The organism is Dyadobacter sp. 3J3 (genome assembly GCF_009801115.1).
Taxonomy (GTDB): domain Bacteria; phylum Bacteroidota; class Bacteroidia; order Cytophagales; family Spirosomataceae; genus Dyadobacter.
On record NZ_VTOL01000003.1, the window covers coordinates 217912 to 235307 of the forward strand.

Below are 17396 nucleotides of genomic sequence, written 5' to 3' on the forward strand. Positions count from 1 at the left end.
GTTCAAATAATAACCTGACTCATGAATATTTCCACCCGCCAAGGTACAGTTGAAGATATACCCGCCGTTTTCGAACTCGTAAAAGAGCTTGCTATTTACGAAAAGGCGCTGGATCAGGTTAGCAATAATATTGATAAAATGTCCCGCGATTACAAGGAAAATCTTTTCGATTTTTTTGTTGCAGAGGATGATTCGAAGATTATTGGCCTATGTCTGTACTATTACCGCTACTCAACCTGGAAAGGCAAAAGATTGTACATGGAAGATATCATCGTGACGGAAGATATGCGTGGAAACGGGATTGGAAAGATACTTTTTGACGCAACCGTTGTCGCTGCAAAAAAAACAGGATGTACTGGAATGATGTGGCAGGTGCTCGATTGGAATACTTCCGCAGTAGGTTTTTACCGCAAATACGGCACTAACTTCGACGATGAATGGATCAATTGCAATCTGGATTTTTAACCATATTTTTCAGATACGCGTAAAAAGCCGAAGACCGGATTACTTTATTTAAGTAAATCCGGTCTTCTTTCTTTTGTACGTTTTATAGACTGCTCATACCGCCATTCTTCAATTTTGGCTTCATGACCAGATACTAATATTTCCGGAATTCCATGTCCTTCAAAATCAGATGGACGTGAATACACAGGAGGTGCCAGTAAATTATCCTGAAAAGAATCTGTCAGCGCCGACGTTTCATCATTTAAAACACCTGGTAGCAATCGAATGATCGAATCTGCAAGAACCGCTGCGGCAAGTTCTCCACCTGATAATACATAATCGCCAATACTGATTTCTTTTGTGATAAAAATATCACGGACACGCTGATCAACACCCTTGTAATGACCGCATAACATGATCAGATTTCCTTTCAAAGAAAGTGTGTTGACCATCTTCTGTTCCATCAATTCACCATCCGGAGTTAGATAAATCACTTCATCATATGCTCTTTCAGCCTGCAAAGAACGGATACAATTGGCGATAGGCTCAATTTGCAAAACCATACCAGCTCCACCTCCAAAAGCGTAATCGTCAATGGAACGGTGCTTGTTGCCGGAATAATCCCGTAAATCGTGCACTACAACTTCTACATACTTTCCTTCCTGCGCACGCTTTAAGATTGAGTGGGCAAAAAAGCTATCCAGAAGGTTGGGGACACATGAAATGATATCAATCCGCATCATCAGGAGTATTGTCGCCGTCAGAACCGTTTTCCAGATAAACTTCCAGTAAACCCTCAGGCAAATTCACCAATAATTTCTTATTTTCCTTGTCAGCCTTCAATACAATATCTTCGGCTGTTGGAATAAGGACTTCTACGCCCTGATAATCCATGGCAATCAAATCCTGACCATTCAAAGAATAAACTTCCCGCACTATGCCCAATTCTCCTTTTACTTCATCAATCACGGTATAACCCTTGATCTCATGATAGTAAAATTCTTCCTCTTCCAGTTCAGCAAGAGAATCCAATGGAAGGTATAGTGATGTACCCACCAAAGCCTGTGCTTTTTCAATTGTGTTAACGTCTTCGAACGTTACAATGGCCTTAGCCTGTTTCTGCAAATTAAAACGCTCAATAAAATACGGAACAAGATCCCCTTTTATGTCGAAATAAACAGAATCAAGATCTTCATATTCTTCCGGATAATCTACATCCAGAAAAATAACGACATCGCCGGACGTACCATGCGTACGAACGATATAACCCAGCAAAAAACTGCTATCGTGTGTCAAAGTTGTATTGATTTATTATGATAGTCCTTAAACAAATATGAGTCTGCACGGTAAACCGACAGACCCATAAAGAAAGTATGTTCTACTAAATTATTCAGCAGCTGGTGCTTCATTAGTATCTTCCGCCACAGGCGCATCTGCCGCAGCTTCGTCAGTAGCAACTTCGTCAGAAACTTCTTCCGGAGCAACTTCTTCTTCAACTACTACAGGAGCATTCTTTTTAGCGATTGCTTCTGCACGTGACTCATTTACTTTACGTTCTGCATCCAATTTAGTTTGTTTTGCAGTATCTAATTTTTGAGTTAATGTATCTGCAGCAGAAACATTACGATCAGTTTTAGACGATTTCCATTCTTCAAAACGTGCATCAGCAACGTCCTGACCAATTGCTCCTTTAATTACACCAACTTGTAAATGCTTGCGAAGCATTACGCCTTCATGGTGCAGGATTGAACGAGCTGTGTCCGTTGGCTGAGCACCTTTAAGCAACCAGTCAACAGCCTTAGCTGTATCTAAAACAACGGATGAAGGATTAGTACCCGGATTGTAGCTACCAATCTTTTCGATGAAGCGACCATCACGTGGTGCTCTGGCATCTGCGATTACGATATCATAAATCGCTTTTTGTTTGCGTCCACGACGCGCTAATCTAATTTTAACTGCCATTATTGAATTTGTTATGAAAGGGAACTCGTCCCTGAATTAAACAGGGTGCAAATTTACGCAAAAATATTGGTTCAATAATCATGATAATATAAAAAAAAGGGAAGTGAATGATCACCTCCCTTTTTTCTTATGTCAAAAACCTGTTATTTCTGGAAACCAGCAGGATATGTTGAACGCAATGTGTTGTTTGGCAAGATCTTGATTTCAACACGACGGTTAGACTGAAGTCCTTCAACGGTTGTGTTTTCAGCAATCGGGCGATATTCACCAAAATACTCGATCAAAATTCTGCTTGTATCTTTAAGACCCTGACGAACCAGGAAGCGTTTCGCAGCATCCACACGACGACGAGCAAGGCCCATGTTATAATTGTCAGACGCACGAGCATCAGTATGTCCTACAAGAACGATACGGCAGTTTGTACGCAGGTTCAACAATTCAATTACCTTGGCCAGTGTTTCTTTCGAAGCGTCACGAATAATTGCTTTGTCAGTATCAAATTCTATGTTACTGAATAGCGCTTCGCATTCGTCTTTTGGCAAGTTGTTTTTGATAGCGTCTCTGATAATTTTATCAAGATCCATTGCAACACCACCACCTGAAACTACGCTTCCCGCAGGAGTATTTGGTTCTTTGTCAAATAAGTCAGCAACACCATCACCATCTGTATCAGTGTAAAGACGAGGATCAACTGGTTTCGGCATGTTAGCTTTTGCAATTGAATCAGCATCGTTCATTGTCGGATTGTAAGGAACAGGAATCAAAGCCTGTGGATTAGCCCAACGCAAATGGTAACGTCCGCTACCTGCATCGTATTTACCTTTTTTAGCCATTACAGCATTTTTACCCAGTTTGTAAGTCAATGCAACTTGCAAAACTCCCCATCTGTCATTTTTTGAATCACCTTTCTGGAATGTCCACAAGCCAGTTTGTGTTTCGTAATCTGTTCTGTTACCAACAGTCAAATCAAGTTTTTCAGTGTTAACATACGTGTAAGTATAGTCAAGACCAAGATCGAAGCGTGGAGAGAGTTCATAATGAACAGCTAAACCAGCCGGCATAACCCATTCACGGGTATAAGTAGAACCGTTACGATCCCATGTTCCGGCAGTTTTAGAACTTCCGTCTGTGTTAGAAGAAAGTGTTGTTATTTTTCCGAAATTAGGACTGCCTGGAGTAACATTTGTTGCTGTAACATCAGTATGATAATACATGATACCAGCTCCTAAATGAGCATCCACTTTCCATCTGCGTAATTTCTTGTATCCGAAAAGCAAACGATTAAGATTGACAGTTCCATCCAAAGATACCTGAACGAATGACGGGCTTTTGAAATAAGCATCATACGTATTTGTGAGTTCAGGATTGTAAGGGTTAGGAACGGTTACATTTTTCTTAGATCCTTGAAGCCATCCGTTATAACCAGTCAGCTGAACACCAAAGATTGGAGATAATTGTTTGTTAATGGAGAGTCCCCACGCACCGGTCAGATTTTCATGATCGCCTCTTTTGAAATCGTATTCTTTCAAATCACCAAAGAATTTTGTGATGCCACCATATCCTGTAACAGACCAAGTATTCATCTTGTTTGGTCCATCATACGTTCGGTTTTTTTGAGCCAACGCATCCAGGCTCATTAGTGACAAACAAACTAAAGCAATGTAAAGATTCTTTTTCTTCATGGGAAACACTAGTTATGTGATTCAATTATTCATTAATTATTTACTCAAAAACAGAAAAAGGAAAAAGCCTGTAAGCCGGATTCTGTATCCTGGTTTGCACCAGAATTCCTACCATTTATCCAGGATTTTGATCACTCAAAACCTCTAACGATCTACCCGTGCTAATGTTCCGAAAAACGGAGGCGAGCAGCCCCACAAATTAACACCTATTTGATCTTTCAGCCCGTAAGGTTTACCGTGCCTTCAAAGTCACCTTTGAAGCGGTGGTCTCTTACTCCACCTTTTCACCCTTACCTGACATAAAAAAATGTGCCAGGCGGTATATTCTCTGTTGCACTAGCTGTCAGCTGATCGTCGCCAATCGACTGCCTTCCCGTTAGGAAGTACGGCACTCTGTGCTGTCCGGACTTTCCTCTCCGGCTTTCACCGCAGCGGTAGGACGGCTTATTCCTTTCACTTGACCACAAAGCTAAGAAATACTTTCCTTTGATCAGCAGTCAATATACCATAAAAAGTAAAAAATATGGCATTTGTTTACTTAGCAAATGTATTTGTCACTCAAAACTTCGCAATCCTTCTACGCGTAAATTGACATTACCCTGAGCAAAAACTACGGAATAAATGTGTTTTGGGGTCAAATAAACCTTATCTGGGGTAATCTCGGTAAGCGTTCCCTTTAATTGTACACCGTCTGTAACTTTATAATTTGAAAGTGTCTGTTGGATACTTTTTTTAGCCTCTGCCATCTGCGTTCCTATACCAAAAACCATTTCTTTCTCCATCATTTTGGTAAATTTCCCTTGCAAGAGCCAATTTGCCGTCTTAATAATTGTACTTTTCGTATCCAGATCATAATCTAAATTTTTCAAAGACAATTTCTGAGAAACCGGATCATAGTAGGGAGTTCCCTTCAGAAATATACTTCCATTCATACTGCCTTTCAGCCCGGCCTTTATTATCAGCCGTTCATTTTGACCATACATTTCAATAGAAGTAACTTCAACATTATATTTTCCTCCCAAAAATGAAAATTTCTGTCCAGCGAACTGGGTTGTTGCAAGGCGTGCAGCATCTTCATAGGAAACCAGACTGATCAGCCCTACCCGAAAATCGGAAGAAACCTTCTCGGCAATCTGTAAATCAGGTAATTTCGGAATTGGCTTTATAAGCGGCTTGATCGCCGATGTCACCGTTTGAGTATAGCCTTTGATACCGATAGATGCCCGCAAGATGTTATTACTGGCCATTAATGGTGACATAACAATGGAAGTAGGCGTTACTACAAGCCAGGTGTCAAATTCTTTTGACAGCAAAACCGGCTGACGAGCCAGCGCCCAGGCTGCTTCAACATATTTTTTTATTTCAATACTACCCGTTACCTGCTGATCAATAGCTGATGTTATCTTTTCAAAATTTTTGTTCAGCATCCGGCTCACCATGCTTTTAATAGGAATATTGATACCGGCTACTTTCACATTTGGTTCCGTGATCCAGTCGTAGCTGTCCACGTAAGTATCTGATTTCAGCTTCCAATCTGGTGAAATACCTATTTTTGAAATTAAACGGATACTGATTGAAAACTCCGTGTCCTTATACCCAGATAAAGTCAATCCCAAAGGACTAACTTTATAACCCGCGCTGACCCAGATTTTGAGCGGAACTTCAAATAAAAAAGTTGAATCCTTGGCTACAACTCGAATCGGACTTAACTTCCAGACTTTTGCTTTCAGGTTATCATCGCCGTTATCTTCATAGCTGTTGTCTTCGTAAATCAAACCCTTAATTTGGCTATTGATCTGCGATTCCAGCTCAGAAATGGGCATTTCTATGGGTAAATTTATTACCGACAGATGTTTTTCATTCTGAAGTTCTGTGTCTGAATACAAATATTCCTCCATAGGTTTTTTCGGCGTAGTGGTTTTAGGACGACATTGCCATTGACTCAGTCCGATCCCTGTCAATAAAATGAACCAGATTACACGCCTAAAGCGCTTATTTAATTTTAACGAGCGTTGCACCGTATCCGAATTTTTCTTTTTGAGCATCTTTAAAATACTGAACATGTTGATTTTTGCTCAGTCGGCGATGCAGTTCATCGCGCAACACGCCACTTCCCGCACCATGAATAAAAGTGATTTCTTCCATGCCATTTCCTATGGCCTGTTCCAGTTTCGTCTCAAAAATTGCAAGTTGTTTTTTCAAAATCTCGTCTTTCGACAATCTTGAAGAATCTTCAACGATTTTCTCAACATGCAGATCAACAATACCTTCCGGTTTTTCAATTTCAATTTTAGGCGTTACCGAGCCACCCATTAAACTTGTACGAAGTTGTTCCTGGATATCGGATTTTACAACAACTTCTTCCTTTTTAACATTTTCTTCATCCAGCTGAAACACAAAAGCATCTTTGCCAATTACCGGAGCCGGTCCTTTACTTTTGTAGAAAGACTGCGCGCGGCATTTTATTTTCTTCTGAAAAGGAAGCAAGGCATCAAAAGCACCTTCCCTGAAATAAAGCAGGTTGAAAGAGAAAACCGGCCAGTTTTCAAAATCCTTCATCTGTAATTCCGTAAGTTTTTGCGATGTTCTTGGCTGCAATACTCCGGCAGCCAATCCCACATGTACATTTTCCACTTGCGTAGTTGCACTGAATGGTAATGTCCAGTCGGAATTGTTGATAATATGCAGTGTTACAGCTTTATCATTAATGGAAACAAAAGCGATATAAATTCCTTTTTCCGAAAATGCAGCCTGACGCGGTGCAATTCTTTCACGTTGCGGCGCAATCGATTGTCCGGCAGGAGTTCTGTTCAAACGTTGTGACTCAACAGGTGATATCGTTACTAACTCGCTACGCAACACAGGAATACGAAAACCATCTTCAATCTCAACTTCTATTACATTGCCAGGTAAAAATGCGTAAACAATTCCTTCCTCACGGCCGTGAACCAATCTTACCTTATCTCCAATATTCATAATTATTCGATTTAATTCAATGACGATTTATTAAAACTTCCGTCATCACAAAGTTACTTCTTTCTTTCCATCATGTTCCCGCCTTCTTACTATCAAAAATATAATGGCCGGAAATCCACTCCTTTTTTACTTATCTGAAGCGCAGGTGCAGGAATTTTTAGTGAGTTGGCCAAAAAAGCAATCGTTCTGACGAACTTGCTCCGGGTTTTAATTTTTGTAAGATCAATATCAAGAGAAAAATAATACTGCCGGTACGGACGATATCCCAGTTCCGTACTCTGTTTCGGATCTGCGGAAATCATATTTTGAATACCATAACCAACTGAAAAACATAACCAGGGCGGCCAGTTGCTATGCTTGAAAAATGAGCGCGGACTTCCTGAAAACCAATACGTTTGTCCATTGTAATCTTTCAGCCAGCGTTCCGTCGGTTTACTTCCCAGCAGATTAGGACGTTGTGCAGCGAGTGAGGTAAAATGGAAAGAGAATTTAGGCTGAATCCGTATCTCATCCCAAAGCGCAATTTGCCCTAAATAAATCACGGAACCGGTCAGATTCGCAACCATATCGCCCGGAGAAAATCCATAGTCAGGAGAAAATCCGTCCAGAATTTCGATAGGCGTTTGAAAAATGACACCGGAAATGGCGCCATAGATCATCATCTGTTTTTTTGAAATACCTGTTTTTTTATAAATTTCAGCAGTGTGGCGGGCTATTTGGTAGGATGTGTAAACGTGCCCCATTTTGTCCATTTGCAGCCACTCATAAGTGTCATCCTGTACCCGGAAGTTGGTCAGTGGGTTTTTGTACCATGATTTGCTAAGTCCGTAAATTGTCCCAAGATAGAGTACCGACTGCGCTGCAAAAATGCCATGTAAAAGCTTATAATTAGGGATAACTTTTGCGGTAGAATCTGTTGTAATTTCCGCCCCCTGCGCCATCACAAAGTGTTGGCCAAAGAGCAGTAAATTGGTAAAAAAAAGAAAGCGTATAAGTTTAAAATATTTCATTAAAAAGTACCGAAAGGAGCTTTAAGATATTAGCTTTTGCCCGATCAGAAAGTTGTTGATTTATAACTTTATTGATTTTAAGGTTTTAAGAAAAAAATCGATTTAATATCCGCCATGATATTTCCTCAATCCCCATTCTGTTCCCAAAAGTAAGAGAATTAAGAAAAATAACCACTTTAAATGAATCAGCTCAACCATATCCTCGCTACTTTCCAGTCGATCAGGCGATCGGTTTGTTTTTAGTTTTTGAATTAGTTGTGTTAAAGTGGCAGGTTGAACAAATTCTCCACCGGTTTTTGCAGCCAGTTCGCGGAGCATACCAAAATCGGCGGTAGTATTGGCCATTTCAATATCCACATTTCTGATAACAAACTGTCCGTTAATTTTTTCCTGCATACCACGCACAGCAGTACTTGCCTGAAAACGATAAACGCCGTCCGTTAACCCACTGATATTGAAACGTGGATTTTCAGCAGAATGCGTATAAGTGTATTGTTTTGTTTTTCCCTTTTCATCCGTTATATCGAGTTTTACTTCCTGTCCATAAATCGGTTCATAAATATCGTTGTAGATTTCAGTTTGAAAAACAACTTCTTCGCCCGCGTCAAATTCCGGACGAACCGGATAAATCCTGAATTTTCGTTTATCATCCCGAACCGAAAGTATCTGAATCACTTTTTGAAAAAGATTATCCACCAATTCATGTTTTCCTGTTAAAGCAAATTCTTCCTGCCGCCATTGCCAGATTCCTTCACCCGCCAGAACTGCGGTTTTTTGCTCCGTTGCTGTATTTAATACCAAAAGTGGTTTTGTCGTATTCAGAGAACCGACTTTTTGAAACAAAATCGTCTCTGTTCCCTGCGAAATTGTGTATTCCCCAAAAGGAACTGAAAGCGGCGGAAGGCGTTCGAGCAACTTCATACTTTCGTCGTTAAAATTAATCTGCTGAAATGACGGATTGTATCGCGCTGTAACCTTATCAAACTGCCCCTGATTGATATTAACCGTCAGCGAGCGATTCAGCGTATTCAACAACGGAACTGCGGATTGATTGCCCAGAATATAAAAAACAGGTCTTTTAGCATCCAGGATCTTTCGAACCAGCGCATTGCCCAATCCCAAAACATTAGGAATCTGATGCAAAATGACCAGATCGTAGGGTTTATTTCCTATGGATTCCGCAGCTCCCTGAGATGCTGTAAGAATAGTAACATCAAGCTCGTAATTGTCATTACTTTCAATCAGACTTCTCAGCGCTTTTACGTCCGGATGCGGAGTCAGGGCAAGCAAAAGTATTTTCTGTCGACCGTCGATAATATCAATATAAACATCTCTTTTATTATTCCGGGCCGAAGATTCACCCTGAATATTTCCAAGTTCTATGGTGTAATGCTGAACACCTTTTTGTTTGGATGATGTAGTAAAATCAAAAGATTTGAAATAAGATAAACGATCAATAGTTACCGTCTGAGTCGAGATAATGCGTCCGTTTTGTTTTAAAGAAACCGTTGTAGATTTTCCGGCCAATCCATTCGCCGCAATATCAACCCGGATTGGAAAATCATTTCCCAGATACGCTACCCGGTTGTTCACAACATCTTTTATTCTTATATCAAGATCAGGCACAGTATCACCAACTGCAATTGTATTAACCTTGAAAGGAAACTGATTAAAAGTTGGGGAGAGACCCTGATTAGAAATTCCATCCGAAAGCAAAATAACGTCCGTCAGGTTTCTTCCTTCAAAATTACTTTTAACCGTTTGAAGTAATCCGGAAAGATCGGTTTTGTTTTTATTGAACTGGATAGAATCTGTGGCTAAACCCGTACTTGTTTTGTCAAAAGTTTGAACACTTACCTCATAACCTGCATCATTTAATTCTTTTTCGGCAGCTTCAATTTGTTTTAATACCGGCTGCCCTACTCCATTGAGCGATTCTGAATTATCAATTGCAAATACGATTTTGGCTTTATCAACTGAACTTTCGGTTCTGCGAATTAAAGGATTCAGTAACAAAAAACAGATAAACGCCACTACGATACCCCTCAAAGCGGCCAGTGCATAATTTAATTTCCTACTCCATGAAGCTTCCGGCTGATACAAGAGCAACGCATAAGCACCACCCGCGAGAAGACAAATAATAATGAACCAATATGGAGTTTGAAATATAAGCTCTGAACGCATAATTGTGAGAAAGCAGTTTCGCAGTAAACAGTATTACAGAAATATAGTAAACAGTTTTCCAGAAAGCATTATTGTAGTAAATATTATTACAATAAAATATAAGGAACAAAAAATGGAATAATCATCAAATCAGCTAAAATTACAATTCATAGCCACACGGAATGGCATTTTTCACTCTTTCAAAACAATAGAAAAAACAAATCGTAAAGTACATTTACCCTAAATCAAAAAAAGAGCCGAAGCTCTTTTCCTGATTATATAACTTCAAGTTGATCCACAAAATCCCATTCTCCACACTTTCAACCGAGCGGCGGTCGCTTTCCACTTTCAACTCTACGTAAGCATCCCACCATCAACCTGCAAAACCTGCCCCGTAATATAACGTGACATATCAGAAGCTAAAAACACACAGGCATCCGCAACATCTTCAGGCTGTCCTCCGCGTTTCATTGGGATAGATTGTTTCCATTCTTCCACCGCTTTTGAATCTACTGCATCCGTCATTTCAGTTTCGATAAAACCTGGTGCTACTGCATTGGAGCGAATATTTCTTGATCCAAGCTCCAAGGCAATCGATTTTGTAAAACCGATAATACCTGCTTTTGAAGCTGCATAGTTAGACTGCCCGGCATTTCCACTAATACCGACAACCGAAGTGATATTGATTATGGATCCGCTTTTCGCACGAACCATGCTTTTAGTAGCTGCTTTTGTAAGGTTGAATACCGATTTCAAATTGATATTGATAACAGTATCCCAGTTTTCTTCACTCATACGCATCAGCAAACCATCACGGGTTACGCCAGCGTTGTTGATCAGAATATCCAGTTTTCCAAAATCTGCGATAACGTCAGTAACCAGTTGGTCGGCTTGCTGAAAATCCGCTGCATCGGAACGGTATCCTTTTGCCTTGATACCAAATGCCTCCAGTTCTTTTACCAAAGCTTCACCTTTTTCCACGCTGGAAAGATAAGTGAAAGCCACGTTCGCTCCTTCCTGAGCCAGGCGCAAAGCAATGGAACGTCCAATACCACGGGAAGCTCCGGTTACCAAAGCCACTTTATTTTCTACTAATCTCATAAACAGGATAAAAATCGGATAGAATTGTTTCGAGTCGCAAAAATAGGGTATTGTCTTGCACGAACAAAAATTGGGAGGGTGAAAGTTGTGGGCCGTGTTGGAAAAAGAAGATCTTTGTTTGCTTATTTTGATATTAAAAGATCTAATCAAATGAGGAATAAAGTAATTGAATTCACAACCTGTATTTAGATGAAGTTCAATTACCTTAGTAAATGAATCTTCAAAGTCCTTAAATGGAAAATTTAATAATACAAATAAAACGTGCGAAGGTTAGAAAACTTATCGACAGCCTTGCCGATTGGGGATTGATCACATTATTACCCAATCGACCTACATGGTCAGAGCGTTGGAAAACATTATCTGCCTCACTTCCACAATCTTCTGAAATTTCCGAAGAGGAGATTCTAAATGAAATTGCAGAGGTTCGTAAAAAAAGACTAAATGCTGAAAAAAATAAAACAGACGTCGTTTTTCAATATAATAATTCATAAATCACCCTCCACCCAAACCTTCCTGGCACTGTCTTTGTTGCCCTGTTTATAAAACTAAATTACTAATTGACCGTTCCGGTCATAAAATATTTTCAACAAAAATGGCAGAATCAACAAAAACAGCCCTGATCACCGGAGGCTCAAAAGGAATTGGATATGGCGTAGCCGAAGCACTTGTTAAAGATGGAATTCAGGTCGCAATTACCAGTCGCTCACAAAAAAGCGCTGATGAAGCGGCCGCTAAACTGAATGCAACCCGTGAAGGCTCTGCAATTGGAATTGAGTCTGATGTACGCAGTCTGGAATCTCAGCAAAATGCAGTAAAAATAATTCTTGAAAAATGGGGACAACTTGATTATGTGATTGCTAATGCCGGCGTGGGCCATTTTGCCCCAATTTACCATCTGACTGTTGAACAATGGCAGGAAACGATTGATATCAATCTTACAGGCGTATTTTTCAGTGCAAAAGCTACACTTGCCGCGTTGAAAGAAACAAAAGGATATTTTATCAATATTTCCAGTCTTGCCGGAACCAACTTTTTCCCGGACGGAACGGCCTACAATGCCAGTAAATTCGGTTTGGTAGGATTTTCCCAAGCGATGATGATGGATGTAAGAAAAGACGGTATCAAAGTTTCGACGATCATGCCGGGTTCTGTTGCTACTGAATTTGCAGATCATACACCGTCAGAAAAGGATGCGTGGAAAATCCAGCCGGAAGATATAGGACAGATCGTTTCCGATTTAATCAAAATGCCAGCCCGGACTTTACCAAGTAAAATTGAAGTAAGACCTTCGGTTCCAGGAAAATAATTTTAGGTTTTGTAGCAAGCAGTTTTATTTTTGAAAAAGCTGTTTGCTACAAACTAATTTCATTTCTTCCATACCATTTCGAATACAAGTAAAAAGAAGAAAGCAATCCTGCACCGGCAAGTCCCCAGACCGGAATTTTATACAAAATGAACAAAGTCAAAATCACGAAACCAATTAATACTGGTTTTAGCAGATCTTCCAGTATTCCCCCTTGTTTGTACAAATAAGCATGAAAAAGCATAAGAATTGCAAGACCCAATCCGTACAATTGTATAATTTCAAATAAAGAAAGCAACTGATATTTTGCAGCAATTAAAGTTTCGGGAATGATAATCAAAGCATGAGTCAATAGAATTCTTTTGAAGCGGGTGGTTATCGAGATGGGCAAAGATCTGTTCCAAAGCCAAACTTCGTTTTCCCAATGAAAGAGTTCAAACGAAATCCCGACATTTAGAAGATAACCTAAAGACAATCCGACTGCCGGTAATCTAAGATCGTAATTATCTGTATTATAATAAATTAAGGTACACATCGAAACACCAATCGCTCCTGCTTTACAGGCCAGCAAAGTAAGTCCTCTCTCCCGGAAAAGCCATTCTACCGACCAGTATATCCAGGAAACCGGTCTTGGAAACGGCCAGTTAAAAATTGTTTTATTTTTGGCATGATACAAAACCGGATTGCGGATTCGCCATTCTGATAATAAAATAAGTGATAAACTGAATAAAATATACCAGACGAAAATTGGCCAGATATTTCCTAGTAATCTATCCTGTTTGGCTATGGAAATGATATAAATGCCATAATACAAAATGGGTTGCAAGAAACCGAGTGCCATCATTCCAAATCGCAAAAAGCGTTTCGAAGATGGCCAGAGACGAGTATTATAGATAAAATTATATTCCGGCTGTATCCATAATGTTTTGATAAAATGCAGACATAAAAGCGTGTACAAAAGCCAGATCCCGCCCAAATACAGCATCCCAAATCGATCTGTAAGAAAGAAAACTGCAAAAGCATAATGCTCTCTCCCACTCAGAAATCCGAAAAGCAAACCCATCAAAACAAAAAACATTCCCGAACGCTGCCGGAAAAATGCCTGAACCGTAGAAATCATCAACACTTTCATACAGCTTCAAGCTTTATTAAATTTTTATTTTTCAGAGCAAAACTTGCCGTTACGCTCAACCCTTCTTGTTGAAAAAGCTGGTGAGAAGAAATTAGAAAAGTAACGCCCCTTGCGTGGTAGTTTTCGATCAGATTGAAAAGCGACATTCTTGCTTCCTTATCAATGGTAATAAGTGGCTCATCTAAAATAATCACGGACGGATTTCCCAGAAAAGCGACGGCAAGAGATACTTTTTTAACCATTCCACTTGAACAACTTCCAAAAGAATTTTTCAAATAGTTAATTCCCAAAGCGTCGATTAGCATTTCGGCTTGTCCTGCGGGACTTTGTTTTGCTTCGGCCACAAAAGCTATCAAATCACCCGGCGTCAGAAAAGAAGGATATAACGGCTCAGCTTCTCCCAGATTTAATCTCAAACGATAGTCAACCGGCTGATTTTTAAGATTGTATTTTTGATCCAAAATAATATCACCCGAACTTGGCAACATGCCTGCCAGAGTTCTGAATAATGTTGATTTTCCCGCACCGTTTTCTCCCTGAATCCAGTAAATTCCATAATCCACTGTCCATGAAGGAATTGCCAGGACTTCATATGATCCGTATCGCTGTGATAGATTTTGAATTTCCAGAACCATCAATCTATATATAATTTTATTTTATATTAAAGGTAACAAAAACGTTAATATGCAATCTAATAATCGGCGGTTTTTCATAAAAATAAAAGAAGATAAAGATCAACCTGCAACAAGACAAAATAAATTAACTATCCGACTTTTTAAAAATTTTTAATAAATTGCATCACATTTATCATTCATAGATTGTCATAACCTTCTTTGAAAAAATTCCAAATTCATTCCTTACTAAATCTATCCATAAATAAGAACAACTCCTGAACATGAAACCAACCCGCCGTTCCTTTTTACGCTTGTCAGCCCTGGCAATTCCGTTTACTCAAATTAATAAACTATTTGCCTCAACGGCGGTTAATAAACCAATTGTCGTTTCGACCTGGGATAGCGGGCAAATTGCCAATTCGGCAGCCTGGCCTGTTTTGGAAAAAGGTGGAAAAGCGCTCGACGCTGTTGAACAAGCCGCGATTGCCATTGAAAACGATATCAATTGCTGCGTTGGTCTGGGTGGAAATCCTGACCGCGACGGATACGTTACGCTTGATGCGAGTATCATGGATGAAAAGGCAAACTGTGGCTCGGTAGCGTTTTTGGAAAGAATTAAACACCCGATTTCAGTTGCCAGAAAATTAATGGAAACTACTCCGCACGTTTTTCTGGCGGGAGTTGGTGCACAACAATTTGCAATCGCAAACGGGTTTCCGCTTGAATCTGGCGAGCTGTCTCCGGATGCGGCAAAAGCCTATAAAGAATGGCTGGTAAAAGCAGAATATAAACCGGTCATCAATATCGAACATCAGCAGGCACATCCAAAAGGAGGACACGGACCTTTCGCTCCCAACCGTTTTGACGATGGTTCTTTCAATCATGACACCATGGGAACCATTGCGCTGGATGCCAATGGCGATGTTTCGGGCATGTGCACGACCAGCGGTATGGGTTTCAAAATGCGTGGACGTGTGGGTGACACACCCATCATCGGCGCAGGTTTGTTTGTAGACAATGAAGTAGGCGCGGCGACGTCATCCGGACAAGGTGAAGAGGTAATTCGCGTTTGCGGAACACACCTTGTTGTTGAATTTATGCGTAACGGACTTTCTCCTTATGAGGCATGTAAAAAAGCCGTGGAAAGAATTGTAAAACCAAATCCGGAACGTGCCAAAACTTTTCAGGTTGGCTTAATTGCAATTAATAAGCAAGGTGAAGTTGGCGCATATTCTGTTCAGAAAGGATTTAACTATACCGTCACTGAAAAAGGTGGCAAAGGAAAAGTGATCAATGCGAAAAGCCACTTCGCCTGATATCTGGCAATCGGCTTTCAGCAGTCGGCAATCAGATTCTTGGTAGAAACAAGCTTGTTGCCGGTACCAGGATTCAGACAATTTACTACAATTGAACCATATTATTAAGAAAATGAAATTAAACAGTATACTTCCTTCCATACTCCTATTATTAACAACAGTCAGTTTTGCGCAGCAGCATTCTGAGCAAAATCACTCCAATTATATCGCACCAACCGATCCTTTGGTGCAACAAAAATTAAGCAAATGGCAGGATGTCAAATTCGGCCTTTTGATGCACTGGGGTACTTACAGCCAATGGGGGATTGTAGAATCCTGGTCGCTTTGCCCGGAAGATGAAGGCTGGTGTGAACGCCGCGGACCACATTCCCATGACTGGTTTGAATACAAAAAAGCTTATGAAGAAATTGGAAAAACTTTTAATCCGGTAAAATTCAATCCGGAAAGATGGGCGCTGGCGGCAAAAAATGCAGGGATGAAATATGTTGTTTTTACAACTAAACACCATGATGGATTTGCGATGTTTGACTCCAAGTATACCGACTATAAAATCACGAACACGCCTTTCAAAACCAATCCAAAAGCAAATGTTACGAAGGAAGTACTTTCTGCTTTCCGTAATCAGGGATTTATGACGGGGACTTACTTCTCAAAACCTGACTGGAATACACCGTCTTACTGGTGGAAATATTTCCCACCAAAAGACCGTAACGTTTCTTATGATCCTAAAAAATACCCTGACCAGTGGAATAAATTCAAGGATTTTACCTACAATCAGATTGAAGAATTGATGTCAGATTATGGTTCTGTTGACATTCTTTGGCTGGATGGAGGCTGGATTCGTCCTAAAAGTACCATTGATCCAAACATCAGCTGGCAGAAAAGTATTCCGTATGATCAGGATATTGATATGGCCAAAATCGCAAAAATGGCGCGTTCACATCAGCCAGGATTATTGGTTGTAGACCGTACTGTTACGGGTGAATTTGAAAACTACGTTACCCCTGAACAGTCAATTCCCGATCACTACATGTCTATTCCATGGGAATCCTGTTTGACAATGGGTGATTCCTGGTCTTACATTCCAAAAGAAAATTTCAAATCGACTGAAAAACTGGTTCATACTTTGATTGATATCGTTGCCAAAGGAGGTAACCTGTTGCTCAATATCGCTCCGGGACCTGATGGAGAATGGCACGAAGAAGCATATCAGCGCCTGGATGAGATTGGAAAATGGATGAACGTAAACAGCGTCGGCATTTATGAAACCAAACCTGCTGCACCATATCGTCAGGGAAAATGGGCCTACACTAAAAAAGGAAATACTACCTATGCATTTTATCTTGCTGAAAAAGGGGAAGCAGTTCCTGCAAGTTTAAAACCGGATGGTTTGACAATTCCTGCCACAGCGAAAATTACTATTGCTGGTAATAAAAAAGCCTTGCGTATGAAAAATGGTATGATTGAAGTTCCGGCAAAAACAATTGCAGAAGTTGGGGCTCAACCGGCTTATTTGTTTGTGATTAACTAGTAATTTTAACCGCAATGGACGCAATGGGTTTCGCAATGGACGCAATTGTAAACGCTCGCGTCCATTGCGAATTCTATTGCGTCTATTGCGGTTAAAATTTGATAAGTAATCTTATATTTGTTAATAGTAGCAGGATTCCAAAATAAGTATACATACAACAGG

General features: G+C 40.1%; 16 protein-coding genes and 1 other RNA gene. 5 read left to right on the forward strand and 12 right to left on the reverse strand.

Going from position 1 to position 17396, the window contains the following annotated elements; genetic code table 11:
* Positions 1-21: 21 nt before the first annotated feature.
* Positions 22-465 carry a GNAT family N-acetyltransferase gene (locus tag FZF08_RS07900; RefSeq protein WP_159468099.1) on the forward strand — a complete coding sequence of 148 codons (444 nt, stop codon included), beginning with the start codon at positions 22-24 and terminating at the stop codon, positions 463-465.
* 44 nt (positions 466-509) lie between these two features.
* On the opposite strand, the gene trmD is transcribed toward FZF08_RS07900, so the two are convergent.
* The 10 genes from trmD to fabG all read right to left on the reverse strand — a co-directional run bounded on the left by trmD (position 510) and on the right by fabG (position 11338).
* Positions 510-1184, reverse strand: coding sequence for a tRNA (guanosine(37)-N1)-methyltransferase TrmD (gene trmD, locus FZF08_RS07905; protein ID WP_159468391.1), 675 nt, complete (start codon positions 1182-1184; stop codon positions 510-512).
* The gene (rimM, locus tag FZF08_RS07910; RefSeq protein ID WP_159468100.1) at positions 1174-1740 is read right to left on the reverse strand and encodes a ribosome maturation factor RimM; all 567 of its coding nucleotides are present in this window, start codon (positions 1738-1740) and stop codon (positions 1174-1176) included. The genes trmD and rimM overlap by 11 nt, the downstream gene beginning before the upstream one ends.
* A 90-nt stretch (positions 1741-1830) precedes the next feature.
* Entirely contained in the window at positions 1831-2406 is a 576-nt protein-coding gene (locus FZF08_RS07915) for a 30S ribosomal protein S16 (protein WP_159468101.1), read from the reverse strand.
* A gap of 143 nt (positions 2407-2549) precedes the next feature.
* Complete coding sequence (locus FZF08_RS07920) at positions 2550-4088, reverse strand: OmpA family protein (RefSeq protein ID WP_159468102.1); 1539 nt, start codon at positions 4086-4088, stop codon at positions 2550-2552.
* A gap of 55 nt (positions 4089-4143) precedes the next feature.
* An RNA gene (gene rnpB / locus FZF08_RS07925) (RNase P RNA component class A) lies at positions 4144-4539 on the reverse strand.
* Between the two features lie 103 nt (positions 4540-4642).
* Positions 4643-5986 (reverse strand): DUF4403 family protein, encoded by a 1344-nt coding sequence (locus FZF08_RS07930; RefSeq protein WP_159468103.1) that lies wholly within the window; start codon positions 5984-5986, stop codon positions 4643-4645.
* 94 nt (positions 5987-6080) lie between these two features.
* Positions 6081-7064, reverse strand: a complete 984-nt coding sequence (locus tag FZF08_RS07935) for a DUF2027 domain-containing protein (RefSeq protein ID WP_159468104.1) — start codon at positions 7062-7064, stop codon at positions 6081-6083.
* Positions 7065-7156: 92 nt separating this feature from the next.
* Positions 7157-8005 (reverse strand): DUF2279 domain-containing protein, encoded by an 849-nt coding sequence (locus FZF08_RS07940; protein WP_229216455.1) that lies wholly within the window; start codon positions 8003-8005, stop codon positions 7157-7159.
* Positions 8006-8176: 171 nt separating this feature from the next.
* On the reverse strand, positions 8177-10258 hold the full coding sequence (locus FZF08_RS07945) for a VWA domain-containing protein (protein WP_159468106.1): 2082 nt from the start codon (positions 10256-10258) through the stop codon (positions 8177-8179).
* A 333-nt stretch (positions 10259-10591) separates the two neighbouring features.
* Positions 10592-11338, reverse strand: a complete 747-nt coding sequence (gene fabG / locus FZF08_RS07950; RefSeq protein WP_159468107.1) for a 3-oxoacyl-[acyl-carrier-protein] reductase — start codon at positions 11336-11338, stop codon at positions 10592-10594.
* A 233-nt stretch (positions 11339-11571) separates the two neighbouring features.
* Here fabG and FZF08_RS07955 point away from each other — a divergent pair, with 233 nt between their 5' ends.
* Both FZF08_RS07955 and FZF08_RS07960 read left to right on the forward strand, forming a co-directional pair.
* Entirely contained in the window at positions 11572-11829 is a 258-nt protein-coding gene (locus FZF08_RS07955) for a hypothetical protein (protein WP_159468108.1), read from the forward strand.
* A gap of 101 nt (positions 11830-11930) precedes the next feature.
* On the forward strand, positions 11931-12644 hold the full coding sequence (locus tag FZF08_RS07960) for an SDR family oxidoreductase (RefSeq protein WP_159468109.1): 714 nt from the start codon (positions 11931-11933) through the stop codon (positions 12642-12644).
* Positions 12645-12690: 46 nt separating this feature from the next.
* On the opposite strand, the gene FZF08_RS07965 is transcribed toward FZF08_RS07960, so the two are convergent.
* Both FZF08_RS07965 and FZF08_RS07970 read right to left on the reverse strand, forming a co-directional pair.
* The gene (locus FZF08_RS07965) at positions 12691-13773 is read right to left on the reverse strand and encodes a hypothetical protein (RefSeq protein ID WP_159468110.1); all 1083 of its coding nucleotides are present in this window, start codon (positions 13771-13773) and stop codon (positions 12691-12693) included.
* Positions 13770-14408 (reverse strand): ATP-binding cassette domain-containing protein, encoded by a 639-nt coding sequence (locus FZF08_RS07970; RefSeq protein ID WP_159468392.1) that lies wholly within the window; start codon positions 14406-14408, stop codon positions 13770-13772. The genes FZF08_RS07965 and FZF08_RS07970 overlap by 4 nt, the downstream gene beginning before the upstream one ends.
* 260 nt (positions 14409-14668) lie before the next feature.
* Between FZF08_RS07970 and FZF08_RS07975 the strand changes: the two genes are divergently transcribed.
* Together FZF08_RS07975 and FZF08_RS07980 are read left to right on the forward strand one after the other, a co-directional pair.
* A complete protein-coding gene (locus tag FZF08_RS07975; protein ID WP_159468111.1) occupies positions 14669-15703 on the forward strand; it encodes an isoaspartyl peptidase/L-asparaginase family protein in 1035 nt (344 codons plus the stop codon).
* 112 nt (positions 15704-15815) lie between these two features.
* Entirely contained in the window at positions 15816-17234 is a 1419-nt protein-coding gene (locus FZF08_RS07980) for an alpha-L-fucosidase (protein ID WP_159468112.1), read from the forward strand.
* Positions 17235-17396 lie beyond the last annotated feature (162 nt).

Coding starts and splice junctions, on each gene's coding strand:
- FZF08_RS07930 (WP_159468103.1), bottom strand. CDS start 5,986: ATGGAGGAATATTTGTATTCAGACACAGAACTTCAGAATGAAAAACAT.
- FZF08_RS07940 (WP_229216455.1), bottom strand. CDS start 8,005: ATGGCGCAGGGGGCGGAAATTACAACAGATTCTACCGCAAAAGTTATC.
- FZF08_RS07980 (WP_159468112.1), top strand. CDS start 15,816: ATGAAATTAAACAGTATACTTCCTTCCATACTCCTATTATTAACAACA.
- FZF08_RS07965 (WP_159468110.1), bottom strand. CDS start 13,773: ATGAAAGTGTTGATGATTTCTACGGTTCAGGCATTTTTCCGGCAGCGT.
- FZF08_RS07975 (WP_159468111.1), top strand. CDS start 14,669: ATGAAACCAACCCGCCGTTCCTTTTTACGCTTGTCAGCCCTGGCAATT.
- FZF08_RS07920 (WP_159468102.1), bottom strand. CDS start 4,088: ATGAAGAAAAAGAATCTTTACATTGCTTTAGTTTGTTTGTCACTAATG.
- FZF08_RS07945 (WP_159468106.1), bottom strand. CDS start 10,258: ATGCGTTCAGAGCTTATATTTCAAACTCCATATTGGTTCATTATTATT.
- FZF08_RS07935 (WP_159468104.1), bottom strand. CDS start 7,064: ATGAATATTGGAGATAAGGTAAGATTGGTTCACGGCCGTGAGGAAGGA.
- FZF08_RS07915 (WP_159468101.1), bottom strand. CDS start 2,406: ATGGCAGTTAAAATTAGATTAGCGCGTCGTGGACGCAAACAAAAAGCG.
- fabG (WP_159468107.1), bottom strand. CDS start 11,338: ATGAGATTAGTAGAAAATAAAGTGGCTTTGGTAACCGGAGCTTCCCGT.
- FZF08_RS07970 (WP_159468392.1), bottom strand. CDS start 14,408: ATGGTTCTGGAAATTCAAAATCTATCACAGCGATACGGATCATATGAA.
- FZF08_RS07955 (WP_159468108.1), top strand. CDS start 11,572: ATGGAAAATTTAATAATACAAATAAAACGTGCGAAGGTTAGAAAACTT.
- FZF08_RS07960 (WP_159468109.1), top strand. CDS start 11,931: ATGGCAGAATCAACAAAAACAGCCCTGATCACCGGAGGCTCAAAAGGA.
- trmD (WP_159468391.1), bottom strand. CDS start 1,184: ATGCGGATTGATATCATTTCATGTGTCCCCAACCTTCTGGATAGCTTT.
- FZF08_RS07900 (WP_159468099.1), top strand. CDS start 22: ATGAATATTTCCACCCGCCAAGGTACAGTTGAAGATATACCCGCCGTT.